General features: G+C 44.6%; 13 protein-coding genes. 10 read left to right on the top strand and 3 right to left on the bottom strand.

Annotated elements, in window-relative coordinates:
- Window positions 1-147: 147 nt before the first annotated feature.
- Both JGK07_RS07105 and JGK07_RS07100 read right to left on the bottom strand, forming a co-directional pair.
- Window positions 148-582, bottom strand: a complete 435-nt coding sequence (locus JGK07_RS07105) for a chemotaxis protein CheW (protein ID WP_293145970.1) — start codon at window positions 580-582, stop codon at window positions 148-150.
- Between the two features lie 15 nt (window positions 583-597).
- Window positions 598-2,952, bottom strand: coding sequence for a chemotaxis protein CheW (locus JGK07_RS07100; RefSeq protein WP_293189195.1), 2,355 nt, complete (start codon window positions 2,950-2,952; stop codon window positions 598-600).
- A gap of 734 nt (window positions 2,953-3,686) precedes the next feature.
- Here JGK07_RS07100 and JGK07_RS07095 point away from each other — a divergent pair.
- The 10 genes from JGK07_RS07095 to JGK07_RS07050 all read left to right on the top strand — a co-directional run bounded on the left by JGK07_RS07095 (window position 3,687) and on the right by JGK07_RS07050 (window position 16,691).
- Window positions 3,687-6,644, top strand: coding sequence for a response regulator (locus JGK07_RS07095; protein WP_293212261.1), 2,958 nt, complete (start codon window positions 3,687-3,689; stop codon window positions 6,642-6,644).
- A 572-nt stretch (window positions 6,645-7,216) separates the two neighbouring features.
- Window positions 7,217-8,305, top strand: coding sequence for an adenylate/guanylate cyclase domain-containing protein (locus JGK07_RS07090; RefSeq protein WP_293176610.1), 1,089 nt, complete (start codon window positions 7,217-7,219; stop codon window positions 8,303-8,305).
- Between the two features lie 574 nt (window positions 8,306-8,879).
- Window positions 8,880-9,242: a response regulator gene (locus JGK07_RS07085; RefSeq protein WP_293176612.1), complete on the top strand. Its 363-nt coding sequence runs from the start codon at window positions 8,880-8,882 to the stop codon at window positions 9,240-9,242.
- A gap of 11 nt (window positions 9,243-9,253) precedes the next feature.
- Window positions 9,254-9,853, top strand: a complete 600-nt coding sequence (locus tag JGK07_RS07080) for a chemotaxis protein CheX (RefSeq protein WP_293197771.1) — start codon at window positions 9,254-9,256, stop codon at window positions 9,851-9,853.
- 125 nt (window positions 9,854-9,978) lie between these two features.
- A complete protein-coding gene (locus JGK07_RS07075) occupies window positions 9,979-10,119 on the top strand; it encodes a hypothetical protein (RefSeq protein WP_293176614.1) in 141 nt (46 codons plus the stop codon).
- Window positions 10,120-10,161: 42 nt separating this feature from the next.
- On the top strand, window positions 10,162-12,459 hold the full coding sequence (locus JGK07_RS07070; RefSeq protein WP_293176616.1) for a HAMP domain-containing protein: 2,298 nt from the start codon (window positions 10,162-10,164) through the stop codon (window positions 12,457-12,459).
- 157 nt (window positions 12,460-12,616) lie between these two features.
- A complete protein-coding gene (locus tag JGK07_RS07065) occupies window positions 12,617-13,630 on the top strand; it encodes a hypothetical protein (protein ID WP_293197769.1) in 1,014 nt (337 codons plus the stop codon).
- Between the two features lie 6 nt (window positions 13,631-13,636).
- Window positions 13,637-14,734 carry a chemotaxis response regulator protein-glutamate methylesterase gene (locus tag JGK07_RS07060; protein ID WP_293197766.1) on the top strand — a complete coding sequence of 366 codons (1,098 nt, stop codon included), beginning with the start codon at window positions 13,637-13,639 and terminating at the stop codon, window positions 14,732-14,734.
- A 250-nt stretch (window positions 14,735-14,984) separates the two neighbouring features.
- Complete coding sequence (locus JGK07_RS07055; protein WP_293242030.1) at window positions 14,985-16,094, top strand: glycosyl transferase; 1,110 nt, start codon at window positions 14,985-14,987, stop codon at window positions 16,092-16,094.
- Window positions 16,095-16,274: 180 nt separating this feature from the next.
- The gene (locus JGK07_RS07050; RefSeq protein ID WP_293197760.1) at window positions 16,275-16,691 is read left to right on the top strand and encodes a secondary thiamine-phosphate synthase enzyme YjbQ; all 417 of its coding nucleotides are present in this window, start codon (window positions 16,275-16,277) and stop codon (window positions 16,689-16,691) included.
- A 146-nt stretch (window positions 16,692-16,837) separates the two neighbouring features.
- Here the strand turns inward: JGK07_RS07050 and JGK07_RS07045 are convergent, their stop codons facing one another.
- Window positions 16,838-17,359 carry a heme-binding protein gene (locus tag JGK07_RS07045; RefSeq protein WP_293242033.1) on the bottom strand — a complete coding sequence of 174 codons (522 nt, stop codon included), beginning with the start codon at window positions 17,357-17,359 and terminating at the stop codon, window positions 16,838-16,840.
- Window positions 17,360-17,465: the final 106 nt, after the last annotated feature.

Genomic DNA, 17,465 nt, shown 5'->3' with positions numbered 1-17,465 from the left:
AAACATCACTAATGACGTTGGACGTTCGCGAGCGGGGACAGCACTATGACTAATGACTAATGACTAATGACTACTGACTAATGACTACTGACTACTGACTACTGACTACTGACTACTGACTAATGACTACTGACTAATGACTACTGACTACTGACTGCTAAAATCTACAACTTTATCAACATCTAAAAATAGCAGTAACTGCCCTTGTAGCTTGTACGCTCCTCGAATTAGCGGGCGTATTTTGCTAGTAAAAGTATCTGGAGGAGTTTCAAAATCAGCTTGAGATACTTCTAGCACATCTCCAATATCGTCAACTAACCAACTGACTGTTTCATCGCCAGTTCTCACTATCACATTTAAAGGCAATTGTTCCACAGGCCGATCGCACAAATCCAACCGCCTCCGCAAATCAATCGCCGTGACAATTTGTCCCCTCAAGTTTATCAATCCACCGACTACTGCGGGCGCTAGCGGCACTCGCGTCATCTCCTGATAGCGGATAATTTCTTGAACTTTCTCAACCTCTATGCCAAAAAATAAGCTGTCAACGAAAAACGTACAAAGTAGAGTTTCTTCAGGCATTGTTTAATTATTCCTTTAGTGGCCCGAGCTGGCGCTTGCTAACATCTGCTCGACTCCGAATAAATTGTTGTTAATTACTGCATCAACATCGAGGATTTCAGTAACTTGACCCTGAATCACGGCACAATATGAAATTCCTGCTTGAGTAGCTGCACCTTTAATGTCGATCGCCTGTTCTACAATATCCAGGATGCGATCGACTACCAGACCGACTTGGTGTTCTGAGCCGATCGACACTACGACTAACGGCAGTTTATCATCTGCTGCGCGCGATCGCCCGTCCAGACCGTTGGGCCCCCAATCAGCCGACTCACTGCCGCTACCAAACACCGCCGTCAAATAAATCACCGGCATAATTTGGTTGCGGTACTGCACCACATTCTGCTTCCCGACTCGCTCCAAAAGATGGCGGGGAAACTCTTCTAAGCGACAAACTCGCGATAGGTGAATCGCCATCCGCCGACAGTCTGGGCCCTGAAATACTAGCAACTGTTGTGGAGGTTCTGAAGATTCCCGGCGACTGTTTTCATCAGCTAAAATCGCCTTTTCCTGAGCCTCCGTCATGTGGGTTTTCTGAGCAATCCCGTGCACGTCCAAAATCAAAGCAACTTTACCGTCGCCCATAATAGTTGCTCCGGCAAAACAAGCTAGAGATTTTAGTTGTTTTCCTAAAGGCTTAACCACAATTTCTTGCGTGTCGTTGATGGCATCTACCACCAACCCAAAAGGTTTGTCTGTCGCTTGCACTACTACAATATTTAAAGCCTCATCTGTGTCGAATTGCGATTTTTTGCCGTTTTCTACAATTCCTGTTTCTAACTGTAATTCCCGATTCAAATAAATCAGTGGCAGCAGTCGCCCCCGCAACCGATAGACTGGCGTTCCGTGAAACATTTCGATTTTTTTAATTTGTTCTCCTTCCAAACGCATCAGTTCTAGCAAATTGACTTGAGGAATTGCGTAGCGAGATCCTCCGGTAGTAATAATTAATGTCGGAATAATCGCCAGAGTTAAAGGAATTTTTAACTTAAAAGTTGTGCCTTTACCGACTTGACTTTGAACGTCGATCGTGCCGCTGATTTTTTCTATATGTGTCTGCACAACGTCCATCCCCACTCCCCTACCGGAGATATTGGTGATTTTTTCGGCGGTTGAGAAACTGGGCATGAAAATTAAATTTAGGGCTTCGCGATCGCTCATTTTCGCTGCGTCAACAGCAGAAAACATTCCTTTTTGCACTGCCTTACTTTTAATTCGCTCTGGATCGATTCCCCCGCCGTCATCGGAGATTTCTATGTTTACCTGACCGCTTTCGTGATAGGCTCGCAGTAGCAGTTTACCGAAGGCGGGCTTGCCTTTGGCGACTCGCACTTCTGATGTTTCAATGCCGTGATCGAGGCAGTTACGGACTAAGTGAGTTAGCGGATTGGCGATCGCCTCGATTAAGGTTTTGTCTAATTCTGTTTCTTCTCCTTCCATTTCTAACTGTACTTGTTTGCCCAAGCTGAATGCTGTGTCGCGCACTACGCGGGGGAATTTGTTCCAGATAGTGCGAATTGGCTGCATTCTGGTCTTCATTACTCCTTCTTGCAGTTCGGAAGTAACTAAGTTTAAGCGGCTGGATACTGATTTTAATGTATCGTCATTTTGGGTGTTTGCTGTTTGGGTATTGGCAAATTCTAAGATTTGGTTGCGGCACAAAACGAGTTCGCCTACTAAGTTCATTAGTTTGTCCAGCAAGCCGACATCTACTCGGATTGCAGTATCGGAAATTTTGAATTTGTCACCCTCGGTATCCGCAGCATTTACCTGTTGGCTGGTAGTATTCGTAGCAGAGGGAATTAGCAATTGCTCGATCGACAATAAAGCATCTGCATACAAATGCTCTCGTGTCAACTCTGATTCTTCTGGTTCCTCGATCGCAACTTCTGGAGTTACTGAGTTGGATTCGGCGATCGCACTCGGCAACAATTCAGATGCAGTACCGCCGGATTCTTGGAGTTGCAAAAGTCGATCGAGCAATGCCGTGTGGGCGATGGGGCTTTCTTCTCCCGTCTTTTCCAGGGCTTCCATGTGCGATCGTACCGCGTCGATTGTCTCCAGCAAAGCGCTAGTAATATCGGGAGTCATCGTCAAAGTGCGATCGCGCAAGAGGCTGAGCAAATTTTCTCCTGCGTGCGCCACAGACTCCAGTTTTTCCACCCCCAAAAAACCGCTATTGCCTTTAATCGTGTGCAAACCGCGGTAAATCCGATTCATCACCTCTCTATCGGCATCATTTTTTTCTAAAGCTACTAAATCCTCCTCAATTTGGTTTAAGTATTCGTAGCCTTCAATCAGAAATTCCTTTACATCTTCATCAATTTCCATCGAGCCAGTTCCTTATTCATCGGTTTGACGCTGGATTAAAATAGGGTGCATCTGGTTTTGGCAAATATATCCGTAGGGGCGAAGCATGACCGTAGTCAATATGGGATTATAACTAATAACTTATATGCGGTCATGCTTCGCCCTCTTCAAAAACCAAATGCACTCTTAAAATAAATTATCGAATAGTTGAAAACTGTAGTGTGCCCCAGTCAGTGGATTTTAGATTTTAGATTTTAGATCGACTCCTCTAGATGGATCTGGGAGCTTGAACTATTGTCTAAAATTTTGAGTTCGACCCTCGTGAGTGTACGTGGCACGGTACCCGTTATTGGGCGGGGTCAGCTTTATTCGCGATCGTGCGATCGTAGCTAAATCATTGCCAACTTGACCTCATAAGTATACTATATCTATACGAATTAGCAAAAATTATTAACATCGCAGCCCCGCAGTCGTGTTTTTGAACTCTGGCAACAAAAAATCTGTATCAGGGTTTACCGCAACTGCCAAGGAAAATGCACGACTTACACACTCTTAGCGCGCCCAAACCCCGTTTCTTCCTAAAGGCCTGTCCCCAAACCTCTTATTTATCGTATAAACCGGGTTTCTTGAGCCAGCCATCGGATAGAAGCTGGCAGAATAAATGAATATAATTTTTCAGGATTGTTGCCTCCCAAGCTTTTTTTTGATAACTTCTGAAGTATACATAAATTTCGTCACTTTTCCACCTACAGAAAATGCTAGAACAAATAGAACAAGCGCAACAAAGATTCAACGTCCTCGATCGCGTTCCCATCGGATTGTGCGTGATCGCTCGCGATTTTACCGTGCTGTTTTGGAACCGCACATTAGAGCAGTGGACAAAGCTGCTCAAAAAAGAAATAATCGGAACTAACCTCAAAACTCACTTTCCCCAACTCGAAGAACCTAAATATCAAACTCGCTTAAAACAAGTATTTAACAATGGCTTGCCCACCGTATTTTCTCCCCAACTCCACCAGCCCCTAATTTCATCAAATTTACCCAACGGCAAACCGAGAGTTCACAACACAAACGTCACTCCCATACCAGCCATCAAAGGAGAAGGTTTTTATGCTTTAATAGCGGTTCAAGATGTTTCCGAAGTAACGCAGCGCATCCAAACCTATCAGCAAGAAATTAAACACCGATTAGTAATAGAAGAAGAACTTAAACGCGCCACAACTGACGCCGAAGCTGCCAACCGAGCCAAAAGTGAATTTTTGGCAATGATGAGCCACGAAATCCGCACGCCGATGAACGGAGTCATTGGCATGACTGAGCTGTTGCTAGATACGCAACTTTCGCCAAACCAGCGCAATTTTGTGAATACAATTCGTACCAGCGGCGATTCTTTGCTGGCAATTATTAACGACATTCTCGACTTTTCTAAGATAGAAGCAGGCAAGCTGGATTTAGAACAAGAACCGTTTAATCTCAGAAACTGTGTCGAAGAAGCTTTAGATTTAGTCGCGATGAAAGCTGCGGAAAAACAGCTAGACTTAGCTTGCGAATTGGATGCCAGTGTTCCCGCCTTCCTGTACGGAGATGTCACCAGACTTCGCCAAATATTGATAAATTTGCTCGGCAATGCTACCAAATTTACCGAAGCAGGTGAAGTGGTAGTTAAAGTAACAGCAAAACCCATTGCCGACAATGCTGTAGAAGTTACGCAAACTAACTCAATTTCTCAAATAAATATTGGGCTTGACAGCGAAAAATTCAGGCATAAACCAGCTTTAAATTCTTCTCTGTCAGACTCTGATGCTGCCGATTCTAAATATCTAGAACCATCACAAATTAGTAACTACGAAATTCAATTTACTGTGAGGGATACAGGCATCGGAATTTCGCCCGATCGCAAAAACATACTATTTAGAGCCTTCAGTCAAGTTGACAGTTCCACAACTCGCAAATATGGCGGTACTGGCTTGGGCTTAGCCATCAGCAAACGCCTCAGCGAAATCATGGGTGGCACTATGTGGGTAGAAAGCGAAATCGGCAAAGGTTCTAAATTTTCTTTTAGCATCAAAGCTCAGCCAGCACCGGCTAATGAAGAAATATTAAACCTGAATGTACCCCAGCCTCAACTAGCAGGTTTGCGACTGCTGCTAGTTGACGATAATCCCACAAACCGCAAAATTCTTACCCTGCAAGCTATGTCTTGGGGAATGGTTGTCCGCGCAGCAAAATCTGGCGCGCAAGCGCTGAAAGTGCTGCAATATGAAACTATGTTTGACATAGCGATTCTAGACTTTCATATGCCAGAAATGGACGGCATTACTTTAGCAGAAAAAATTCGAGAATTTCCTCAAGGTAAAAATTTACCTTTAATGATTTTGAGTTCTGGGGGCAGGCCATCTCGCCGCGAATTTCAAGGGCGAGTTGAATTCGCAGCTTTTGTATACAAACCAATTAAGCAAGCACAGCTCCATGAAGTTTTGCTTCGCATCTTGGGCGGGGAATGTACCCCAATTCAACCGTGTTTTTCGCAGCCTCAATTTAATTCACAATTAGCCGAAACACTGCCTTTGAAAATGCTGTTGGTAGACGATGTAGAACTCAATCAAATGGTAGCAGGGCAGATGTTGCAGAAGTTAGGTTACAGTGCAGATTTTGCCAGCAGCGGACAAGCAGCTTTGGATGCTTTGGAGCGTTCGGAATACGATATTGTGTTTATGGATATGCAGATGCCAGAAATGGACGGTTTGGAAACTACTCGCCTGATCCGCCAGCGATTTTCGGGAAATTTAATATTAGAAAATCCAGCTCCAGAATCTGGATTTTCAGCAACAGACGAGCAATCTCACAATCCAAAATCGACTTCTCCTTGGATTATTGCGATGACGGCTAATGCGATGCAGGGCGATCGCGAACTTTGTTTAGATGCTGGCATGAATGATTATATCAGTAAGCCGGTGCGAGTCCAGGCGATCGTTCAGGCGATCGCGCAGTACGATCGACAAACCGGGCGATCCAAATCCTATTCAGATCTTAACAATTGGCAGACTCAGCCGACAGACTCTGCTTCCCAAGCTCAGCCTGGAAACGAAATGAAAAATGTTGCACCCGCAGTTGATGAAACTGCGTTGGAAGAGTTAAAGCATTTAATCGCCCGCGCAGGTGTTTTGATTTCACAAATTGAAGGTGGAAGTCAATCGGGAGTTGCAAATTTTCCTCCTAATTCTGGGGAAATTGTAGCGGGTACTAATAACATTAAATTTCCGACTTTACCTGCTGTGACAGTTCCTAGATTAGAGGCAGAAAACTCCCAAATTTTACCGCCAGCCACACCGCAAAATTTTCTACCCGAAACAGCACAAACCGAAATAGAATTGCCGCCTCTTGACAGTCAAACTTTTGAAGAATTGACGGATTTACTGGGAGAAGAAGCTGAAGAATTTTGGATCGAGCTAGTAGATAAATTTCTGGAAGTTGCACCGCCAAAATTGCAGGAACTCGCCGATGCTGTCAATCAATTGAATGCTCCCGCAATTAAAGCCTCGGCTCACGCTCTTAGAGGTGCTTGTACGACAGTCGGAGCCATGCCTTTGTTTCAATTGTGCGCGCAGCTCGAAGAGATGGCCCGGAAGAAAACTCTCTCAGGTAGCGAGGTTCTGATGTGCAAAATTGCAGCCGAATATCAGCGGGTAAAAGCGGCTTTGTCATCTAGTTGATTGCTATCGAAGAAGGAAGTTCCGCAACGGATTTATTTGCAGCATCTCAATGAGTCAATCGTGTACGCAAGTATCACAATACTTAAAGGTTTTTTAGGTACGTTATTGCGATAGAGCGCTCAAGCGCAACAACGTACCTTTTTTAAAGTGCCACTTGTCTCCAGGAGTGTGAGTGTAAAAAGCAAAAATAATTGACAAAAGCAACCCGATATGGTGTGTCGGTGGCGCGGGACGATCGATCGCCCGTTTTCCGCAAAATGTTCAACATTTAGGCCATTTAGCCAATTGCGAAAATTTAAAAGTTCTGACATAATCTGATAGAATTCTCAACACGATCTCAATAGCAACGTGACGGCTCAATTGCTAACTTTTCAGATACTGTAACAAAATGTCAGTATAAAAAGTGACAGATTATCCTATCCGTTGCCGAAAGTTAAGTATTCCATGGAGTATGAGATTATACAGTTGTTAAAAATCATCAGAGTGCGATCGATCTACAGTGAACTCATCCATTTCAACGCAGAAATTAAATCTGCTGCTGACTAAGAACTTGATGCTATTTTCACAAGAATATGATTAGTGCTGACTTTAGAATCAACTCGCAAACCACGCCCCAAATTCTGATCGTCGATGACGAAGCAACCCAGCAGCTATTTACCCGCCGGATTATGGAAAAAGAAGGCTATCGGGTAATTGAGGCATCAAACGGACAAGAATGTTTGGACATTTGTCAAGAAACTCTCCCAGATATTGTCCTATTGGATGCGATGATGCCTGTAATGGACGGTTTTACTTGCTGCGCCCAACTCCAGGCTAATCCCCAAACGCAAAAAATCCCGGTGCTGATGATTACAGCACTAGATGATAAAAAATCTGTCAATCAAGCTTTTGAAGTAGGAGCAACAGATTATGTGACGAAGCCGATTCACTGGCCAGTGCTGATTCAGCGAGTGCGGCGCTTGATTCAACAGTCTCAACTGTATCAGCAGTTGATGGAAAGCCAAGAGAAAACTCAAAAATTATTACTGAATATTTTACCAGAGTCGATCGCACTCCGGCTCCAAGAAGAATCAGCCCCAGACTTAGTAATTGCCGATCACTTCCCCAATGTCAGCGTCTTATTTGCTGATATGGTAGGCTTTACCAAGCTTGCCTCAGAAATGCCTCCTATTGAATTAATTGTCAAACTCAATTCTATTTTCTCAGAATTTGACCAGCTAACTCAGGAATACGGCTTAGAAAAAATTAAGACTATTGGGGACGGCTATATGGTAGCATCTGGATTGCCCATCCTCCGGGACGATCATGCTGACGCGATCGTGCAAATGGCCCTAGCCATGCAGCAAGCTATGACGCGGCTAAACACACAAACAAAAGAATTTCACAGCCTGCGAATTGGCATTCACTCCGGGCCTGTGGTTGCAGGGGTCATCGGAACTAAAAAGTTTAGTTACGACCTTTGGGGCGACACGGTAAACACGGCAAGCCGCATGGAACAATATAGTTTTCCCGGCTGCATTCAAGTGACAGAAGACACTTACAAGCAGTTGTCAACAAAACATTTGTTTGCAGAAAGAGGAATGATTGATGTTAAAGGCAAAGGTAAGATGAAAACTTACCTCTTAGATTGTTCAGAACATCTCAACAGATGTACTGCATGAATTGGTAATCAATAATGGTTAATGTGAAGTCGTACATGAGGGTCAAAAAATACCTCAAACGTAGTATCAATCAACGGTTTGATACTTAGGTCTAGATGCCCCCTTAGCTTGCCCCCTACTCCCCCTTAACAAGCAGGGCGGTTTTATTGTCATCATAGAAATAGGTACGTAGTTGGGCTTGGGCCCTCTATACAGGTATGTTTAAAGGGAGCATCTCAGTTTTGCATTTATAGTGCTGTCCCCACTCGCGATTTGTAGAATACGCGAGCGGGGACAGCACTATAATAAAAAAAATGCTTTTCACAAAACTGAGATGCTCCCTGTTTAAAGAGGGCTAAAGCCCAACTACGTACCTTGATTAATATGACAGTTGGGTTTAATCGGCCATCCGACCTTTGAGCGATGTTTTCGGTAGTTTCAGATGTCTTTTCCCGACAATAAAACTACCCTGCTTCGATCGGGGGATTTAGGGAGATCTAGACTCTGATATAAACCAGAGATACAAAGGTTTTCAGCCAATTCCCAATTCCCAATTCCCAATTCCCAATTCCCAATTATTAAGGAGCGCGCCAAAATGGGTTTAGTTTTAATTGTAGATGATGCAGCATTCTCTCGGCGGATGATTCGCAAAGCTGTTGAAGAAGCCGGACATCAAGTGATAGAAGCAGCCAACGGACAAGAAGGCTTAGATATGGCTGCATCCAAGTCGCCAGACTGCATGATGACAGATTTGTTAATGCCAGAAATGGACGGTTTCGCCTTGCTAAAAGCCCTGGGCGAAAAAGGCTCTAAAATTCCAGTCATCGTACTTTCAGCAGATATTCAAGACAGCGCTAGGCAGAAGTGCGAAGAATTGGGAGCATTTATGATGCTGAAAAAGCCCCCAAAAGCTCCCGAGATTCAGGCTGCAATCCAAAAAGCTCTGGATAGCAAATAGGAGATATCAGAGTGGAGCTAACAGCAGATGAAATAGATGCTTTGAAGGAGCTAATCAATATTGGTGTGGGAAGTGCCGCTGGAATGTTGAATGAAATGATTCAATTTCCCATCCAGTTGCAGATTCCAGATATTGACCTTGTATCAGCCAATGAGCTGCGAAGCGAATTAAAAAAACGCTTCGGTATAGAGCCTCTTTCCACGGTGCAGCTAGGCTTTAACGGCTCATTTAGCGGCAGCGCCCAGCTACTTTTTCCTACCGAAAGTGCAGTGAATTTAGTTTCTGTTCTCACTGGTGAAGAAAAGGGAAGTCCTGACCTTGATTCTCTCAAAATTAGTACCCTCAGTGAGGTGGGGAATATGATCATTAACGGTGTCATGGGTTCAATTGGCAACGTTCTAGACCAACCGTTAGACTATGAGGTTCCCTATTACGCAGAGGAAGAAATTGAGGAGTTACTGTTAAAAGAAAAGTCTCTCGATACCGGGAGCGTGCTGTTGGCTCCAGCTCACTTTAGTATTGAAGAACTGCAAATTCAAGGAGACATTTTGCTGTTTTTCGATGTGGGTTCGTTTCAAATGCTGCTGAAGGCGATCGCCGCGGCATCTTAAATACCGCAAATATTCCTCATGCAAACCGGATGTTTTGTGTCCCAGACTTTCAACAGTTGACAGTTGACAGTTGACAGTTGACAGTTTGAGAGCGATCTCTACCTAGAAGGAAGAGGATTGGAGTAATGAATAGTGTGATTTTAATTTCTCCCGATCGGGGTTACGGCTTTCAACCAATTCTTTCTGGTAAGCACAGAGCGGGTTTCGGGCTGCCAGTACCGAGAATGTGTGACGTAAAAGTACGCGCGTGCGAAGCTATCCCGTAGGGAATCGCCCTCCCTGATAAATTGTATAAAACTACCTAAAACATGGATACACAAAATCAATCAACAGCCTCAGAATCTTCCGAAATTGACTCGGAACCCAGCAATTTGGTAGCGACAACAATTGCAGAAACAGCAGAGAGTTTCAGCAACCAGTACCAACAGCAACTGATTATCGCTCTGGCAGCAGTCAGAGATGGCGACTTTAGCGTTCGTTTACCCGCCGACAACGGCTTGGGTGAAATTGCCAAAGTCTTTAATGAAATGGTGAGTGTCAATGAAAAATTTGCTGACGAAATAGAGCGCGTCAGCCAAGCAGTTGCCGAAGAAGGCAAAGTACCAAAATCAAGAGAAATCAAAGAATTTAAAGGTTCTTGGGTTAGCAGTATTGACGCGGTGAATGCAACGCTAAACAGCTTAGTTGCGCCGACAATAGACATAGCGCGAGTGCTGCACGCTGTAGCTAAAGGCGATTTGTCCGAAAAATTTAGCTTAGAGTTTGAAGGCAAACCAATCAAAGGATTGTTCCGCCGCATTGGGACTACTCTCAACAAAATGGTAGACCAATTAAATAGTTTTGCTTTAGAAGTAACTCGCGTCGCCCGCGAAGTTGGTAGCGAAGGCAAATTGGGAACCCAAGCAGAGGTAGAAGGGCTATCGGGTATTTGGCAAGAACTGACGGCAAGTGTTAACTTGATGGCGGCAAATCTGACTCATCAAGTACGAAATATTACTAAGGTTGCAACGGCAATTAGCGTCGGCGATTTGAACGAAAAAATTACGGTTGAAGCCGCAGGGGAAATTTCGCAACTGAAAGATACTCTCAATCAAATGGTTGACAGTCTCAACGATTTTGCCAAAGAGGTGACGCGGGTAGCAAAAGAGGTGGGAACTGAGGGGAAACTTGGGGGTCAAGCACAAGTTCACGGAGTAGCTGGCGTCTGGAAAGATTTAACGCAAAATGTTAATCTAATGGCGAGCAATCTTACCAATCAAGTACGCAATATTGCGGAAGTTACTACGGCGGTAGCTCAGGGAGATTTGTCTAAAAAAATTACTGTAGAAGCTGAAGGGGAAATTCTGGATCTGAAGAATACGATTAATGAAATGACTGTTCAGCTTAATGAGTTTGCTTTAGAAGTTACGCGAGTTGCTAGAGAAGTTGGCGTTGAGGGCAAATTGGGAGGTCAAGCAACTGTTGATGGTTTGTCGGGTACTTGGCTGAGTTTGGCTGGTAATGTGAATATTATGGCGGCTAATCTTACGGAGCAAGTTCGGAGTATTGCGGAAGTTTCTACTGCTGTGGCTAAGGGAGATTTGTCGAAGCAAATTACTGTGGAAGTTCAAGGAGAAGTTCTGGAACTGAAAAATACGTTGAATACTATGGTTGACCAGCTTAATACTTTTGCAGATGAAGTAACGGGGCTGGCGAAACAGGTAGTTGCAGGACAGTTGGGAGGGCAGGCGACTGTTCCTGATATCAGCGGTACTTGGAAAGATTTGACGGATAATGTTAATCTGATGGCGGCTAATTTGAACGCTCAGGTGCAGCAAATTTCTCAAGTTGCGATCGCAGTTAGCAGTGCTTCGGAGGAATTGATTAGCGAAAGTCAAAATATGGGGGCGGCGGCTGAAGAAACTTCGGCTCAAGCAGGGATGGTATCTGCGGCGGCGGATTTAGTTAATAGCAATACTCAATCGGTGGCTACCGGCATCGAGGAGATGAATGTGAGTATTAAGGAAATTGCTAAGAATGCTTCGGAAGCTGCGACGGTTGCTAATTCGGCGGTGAGGATGGCGGAAACTACGAATCAAACTATTACTAAACTCGGCGTTAGTAGTGCAGAGATTGGTAATGTTGTCAAGGTGATTACTTCGATCGCCCAACAGACTAATTTGCTGGCTCTGAATGCTACAATCGAGGCGGCTCGGGCTGGAGAAGCGGGCAAGGGTTTTGCGGTGGTGGCGAATGAGGTGAAGGAGTTGGCGAAACAAACGGCGGCGGCGACTGAGGATATCAGCAAGAAGGTGGAGGCTATTCAAGCTGATACTAAAAGCTCCGTACAGGCGATCGGCCAAATTACTTCTATTATCAACCAAATCAGCGATTTCCAAACGACGATCGCCAGTGCAGTGGAGGAACAAACGGCTACAACTACCGAAATTGCGCGCAATGTCAACCAAGTTGCGATCGGTTCCTCCGAAATTGCCCGCAATATTACCAGCGTCGCCGATGCAGCGGGAAGTACCGCCACCAGTGCTAGCAATACTCAAAATTCTGCGATCGAATTATCGAAAACGGCCGCTCAATTGCAAGGACTTGTCAATCAGTTTAAGTATTGATTTGGATAATAGATAATGGGGAATTGATAATGGGTAATGAGTAATGAGTAATGGGTGAGTTAAGGTGGGCAATGCGCTCCCTAAATAATTAATTCCCAATCCCCAATTCCCAATTCCCAATTCCCAATTCCCAATTCCCAATTCTCAATTCCCTAAAATGAAAACCTACTCAAAACCAATTTCATTAATTCTGATTGGAGGCTTTTCGGATTCAGAAAATCAGACATTGCGCGAAACGTTAAAAGCAGACGAATATGTATTTGCCACAACTACAGATTTATACAATTGTTTAGATATTGCTGAGTGCCACCATCCCAAAGCTGTCATCCTAAATTTTGCAGCCATAGAACACAATTATTTAGCAATTATCCAATTCTTGCAATTATTACAAATACCCACGATAATTCTCAGCGACGACTTAGCAAGGAATATGATTCAGTATTTGTCGCTGGCAGGAATATTCGCAACTCTCAAAAAAACTAACAATGAATTAGAATTGCGGCACACCGTGGCAACTGCGGCTTATCCAAATAACGCCGATCCAATTAATTCTCACAGTCAACTGCGGAATTTCAACCTAGCCAAGCTCGAAACCGGAAAACACACAAAATTACAGGATGTTGTCAACAAAGCCATCGGCACAGCAGTTTCTCAGATGAGCGAAATGATTGCGTGTGAGGTAGAATGTGAAATGCCTTCATCTCAAGCGCTGTCCCCGATATTTTTGCAAAAAAACCTAATTGAAACCTTGGGAAAAAACCTAATAGCTGTAGCGCAGCTTGATTTTAACGGCAATTTATCAGGTTCGGCTCAGATGTTGTTTTCCTGCGAAGCTGCTGATGCTCTTGTTTTAGCTCTCAACGGCGGCGGCGATGTAACCAGCGAGGAATTCAAGCAAGATAAGGCTGACATCTTGGGGGAAATTGGCAATTTAGCTATTAGCGGTATTGTCGGCACTTTTAGTAATACCTTAAAATACAATCTCGGTTATGTAGTTCCCCACTATATAGAAGGTTCGGCGGAGGAAATATTTAGCGCTATGAATTTTAATATGCGCTCAACAATTCTACTATTTATGTCTCATTTTAAAATTATCGATCTTGGCGTAGAAGGCGATTTAATTCTGTTTTTTCAAGCTCGCTTACTGCTCGATCTGTTATTTCGAGTTTAATAGAAAATGTCCCAGATCAAGGTTTTAATTGTTGATGATTCGGTAGTGGTGCGCCGATTGTTAAGTAACGTACTCGACGGCGATGCAGCACTGGAGGTTGTGGGGACTGCACCCAATGGTAGAATTGCTTTAGCCAAGATTTCTCAGGTGAATCCAGATTTGATTGTGCTGGATGTGGAAATGCCGGAAATGGATGGTTTGGAGACGCTAGTGGCAATCCGAAAACTTGACAAAAATATTCCTGTAATTATGTTTAGCGCGCTCACAGAGTTGGGCGCTGTTGCTACTTTAAATGCTCTGGCGCTGGGTGCTACGGATTACGTGACTAAGCCTCATAATATGAAGAGCAAGGAAGCGGCGCTAGAACACATCCGCGAGCAATTGATTCCGAAAATTAAGGTTTTTTGCAATGGTGGCAAGATGCCAAAAGTGGGGAATATTCAAGTACCTAAGACTCACAATAATCCCACACCATTGCCAGTTAAATCGGGTTTGATTTCGTCGAATTCAGCGGTCAATTTTAAATCTAAAATCGAAATTGTAGCGATTGGGGTTTCGACGGGTGGGCCAAATGCTTTGGAAACTATTTTGCAGGATTTGCCGGCTAATTTTCCTGTACCAATTGTGATTGTGCAGCATATGCCGCCGGTGTTTACGAAGCGTTTAGCCGATCGCCTGACCGAAAAGTGCAAAATTAGAGTGGAGGAGGCTGTGACGGGAAGTATTGTTGAGCCAGGAGTTGCTTGGATAGCGCCCGGTGATTACCATCTGGTTTTGGAAAAACAGGGTTTTGGGGTGCGTATTCGCACGCATCAAGAGGCGCGAGAAAATTCTTGCCGCCCTGCGGTTGATGTGCTGTTTCGATCGACTGCTAAGATTTACGGTGCTGGAGTTTTGGGTGTGGTGCTGACGGGAATGGGGCAGGATGGGCTGCTGGGCTGTCAGAATATCCGGGAGGCTGGGGGTAAGATTATCGTTCAAGATGAGGCTAGCAGCGTTGTCTGGGGGATGCCGGGAAGTGTGGTTAATTCTGGTTTTGCCGATCGAGTGGTATCCTTACAAGACATGGCACGCGAAATTATCGATCGAGTAATGAGTCAGTAGTCAGTTGGCAGTTGGCAGTTGGCAGTTGGCAGTTGGCAGTAGTCATTAGTTATTAGTTATTAGTTATTAGTCATAGTGCGAGCGTCCCCGCTCGCGAACGTTATTAGTCATTAGTTAGTTGCTACAAATTCTCTTCGGATCGATGCCCGATGCCCTGCGCGGGCCAATGCCCCATTCCCCATTCCCCATTCCCCATTCCCCATTCCCCATTCCCCATTCCCCATTCCCCATTACCCATTACCCATTACCAATGTCTCGACCAACATTATATATTGCCATCACCAATCATGGATTCGGCCATGCCGTCCGAGTTTCCTCCGTAGCTGCAAAAATCCAAGAATTAAACCCAGATATCTTACTAATTATCACCACAACTGCACCTCGTTGGCTGCTAGAATGTTATATTACTGGTGATTTCATCCTCCGTCCCCGCGCTTTTGATGTCGGAGTTGTGCAGGCTGATAGTTTGCATATGGATCAAGAGGCGACTCTCGAAAAATTGCGGGAAATTCGGGAAAAGCAAAATTCACTAATTGCAGGCGAAGTGAATTTTCTTAAGCAAAATCGCGTGGGTTTGGTGCTGGCAGATATTCCTCCTTTAGCAACGCGAATGGCCGCAGCGGCTGGGGTTCCTTGCTGGATGATGAGCAATTTTGGGTGGGACTTTATCTATCGAGATTGGGGCGGAGAATTTGACGAAATGGCGGATTGGATTGGTGAATGCTTCGGAAAGTGCGATCGGCTTTTTCGTCTTCCTTTACACGAACCGATGCCAGCTTTTCCTAATATTGAAGATGTCGGCTTGACTGGCGGCAATCCTCGTTACAGCAATGAGCAAATTCGGGAAGTATTTGGAATTGAATCACCGACGGAAAAAACTGTGTTGCTGACTTTTGGCGGACTGGGTTTAGAGGCAATTCCTTATCACAATTTACAGCAATTTAGCGATTGGCAATTTATCACTTTTGATGCGGGAGCTCCCGATTTGCCGAATTTGATTAGAGTCAAACATCAGCAGTTTGCACAATCTTTCCCAATTTTACCGCGCCCGGTCGATATGATGCCTGTCTGCGGCCGCATGGTTTCTAAACCGGGATACAGCACTTTTTCGGAAGCTTTGCGCTTGGAAATACCTGTTGTTTCTATCATGAGAGATGGTTTTGCCGAAGCTGCTGTCTTGTTGGAGTGGCTGGAAAAGTATGCGGAACACCAAGTTGTGACTGCGGCGGAGTTTTTTGAGGGGGATTGGGGGTTTTTGCACAAGCCGCTGCACCCGCCCCGTTTGTCGGATAAGTTGGATAAGCACGGTACGGAGGCGATCGCCCAAGCTGTTGTAGACTATTTTAAAGATGAGGATTAGGATGACGGCGATTGAAATCTCGTCTACACCAACAATAGACGAACAATTGCATTCCCAAGCTTTGCTATCTTGAAATTATCTGCGTTTATCTGTGTTAATCTGCCTGACATCTGCGGTTGACATATCAATTAAAGATTGATGCAAAAAATCTAAAATCTAAAATCTAAAATCTAAAATCGAATGCTTCATCACCAAGAAATACTCAAAATTAAAACTACAGGCAAGTCTCTGTACAATATCAGTCTTAAGATAGAAGATGTGGTAGCAAATTCAGGTATTAAAACAGGACTTTGTAGCTTGTTTTTGCGCCACACTTCTGCTAGCTTGGTGATTCAAGAAAATGCTGATCCGGATGTACTGACGGATTTGGCTAATTTTTTGGCGAAACTGGTACCGGAGGGCGCAAGTTACATTCACGATGCCGAAGGCCCAGACGATATGCCGGCGCACATTCGCACTGTACTGACTCATACTTCCGAACAAATCCCGATCGCACGCGGTAGATTATTGTTAGGAACTTGGCAGGGAATTTACCTCTGGGAACACCGCCAGCGGGGCCACATTCGCGAACTCGTGGTTCACATCAGCGGCAGTTGACAGGATGGGCATGGGGCATGGGGCATGGGGCATGGGGCATCGGTAACTGGTAATTGGTAATTGGTTGCTACTCATTTGTGATTGGTATCCCCTTACAAATAACAAATAACAAATAACAAATAACTACCGACTGCTGACTGCTGACTTTATTTATTAGAACGTTCGATAGGAATTTGTACTTCACTGATTTTAGTGGATTCCGGCGTCATGGGCGAATTGTAAAAAAAGCGGCGCGGCGGCCCGGCTATTTCGTATTCGGGATGTTGTTGAAGCCAATCTTTGAGTTGGGAGAGGTTATTTTCGTAGCTTTCCCAAGTGTAGGCGCCGCGCACGCCGATACTGACAACTGTCATCGGTGAAGTATCCGTGACTTCCACAGCAGGGTTAACGCTGCTGGGGGCGATATTTGGTGCGGGATACAGGAATGAAACTTCTGCAACAGGAATTGCATCGATTTGCTCGGAAGTTGCAGTGTAGCGCGCTTCTACTGGCGTTGTCATCGCAATTTGGTTGTTGCTGATGTGTTGAAATAAGGAATTGAATGCGATTCCTGTCGCTTGTCGCAAATCGCCCGCGTGGGTGTAGGTGACAGCGCGGTACTGAGGATATTGCTTAACTTCTATGACGCCAATATTTGCGGGCTCAGGAAATCCACTTGGTAATACCATTTTTGATGTTTGATTTGAGGTTTTACACTAAACAATGAGGAAAGACTTACTCCGCAAGGGTTTTAAACTTGCGGGCAGTTGCATTGTTTTTGGCAACTGTTATAAA

Origin of the sequence: Microcoleus sp. PH2017_24_DOB_U_A (assembly GCF_020738205.1) — a bacterium.
Classification (GTDB): Bacteria; Cyanobacteriota; Cyanobacteriia; order Cyanobacteriales; family Microcoleaceae; genus Microcoleus.
Note: the sequence above shows the minus strand (reverse complement) of the source record. Positions and strands in the feature narration are given on the sequence as shown.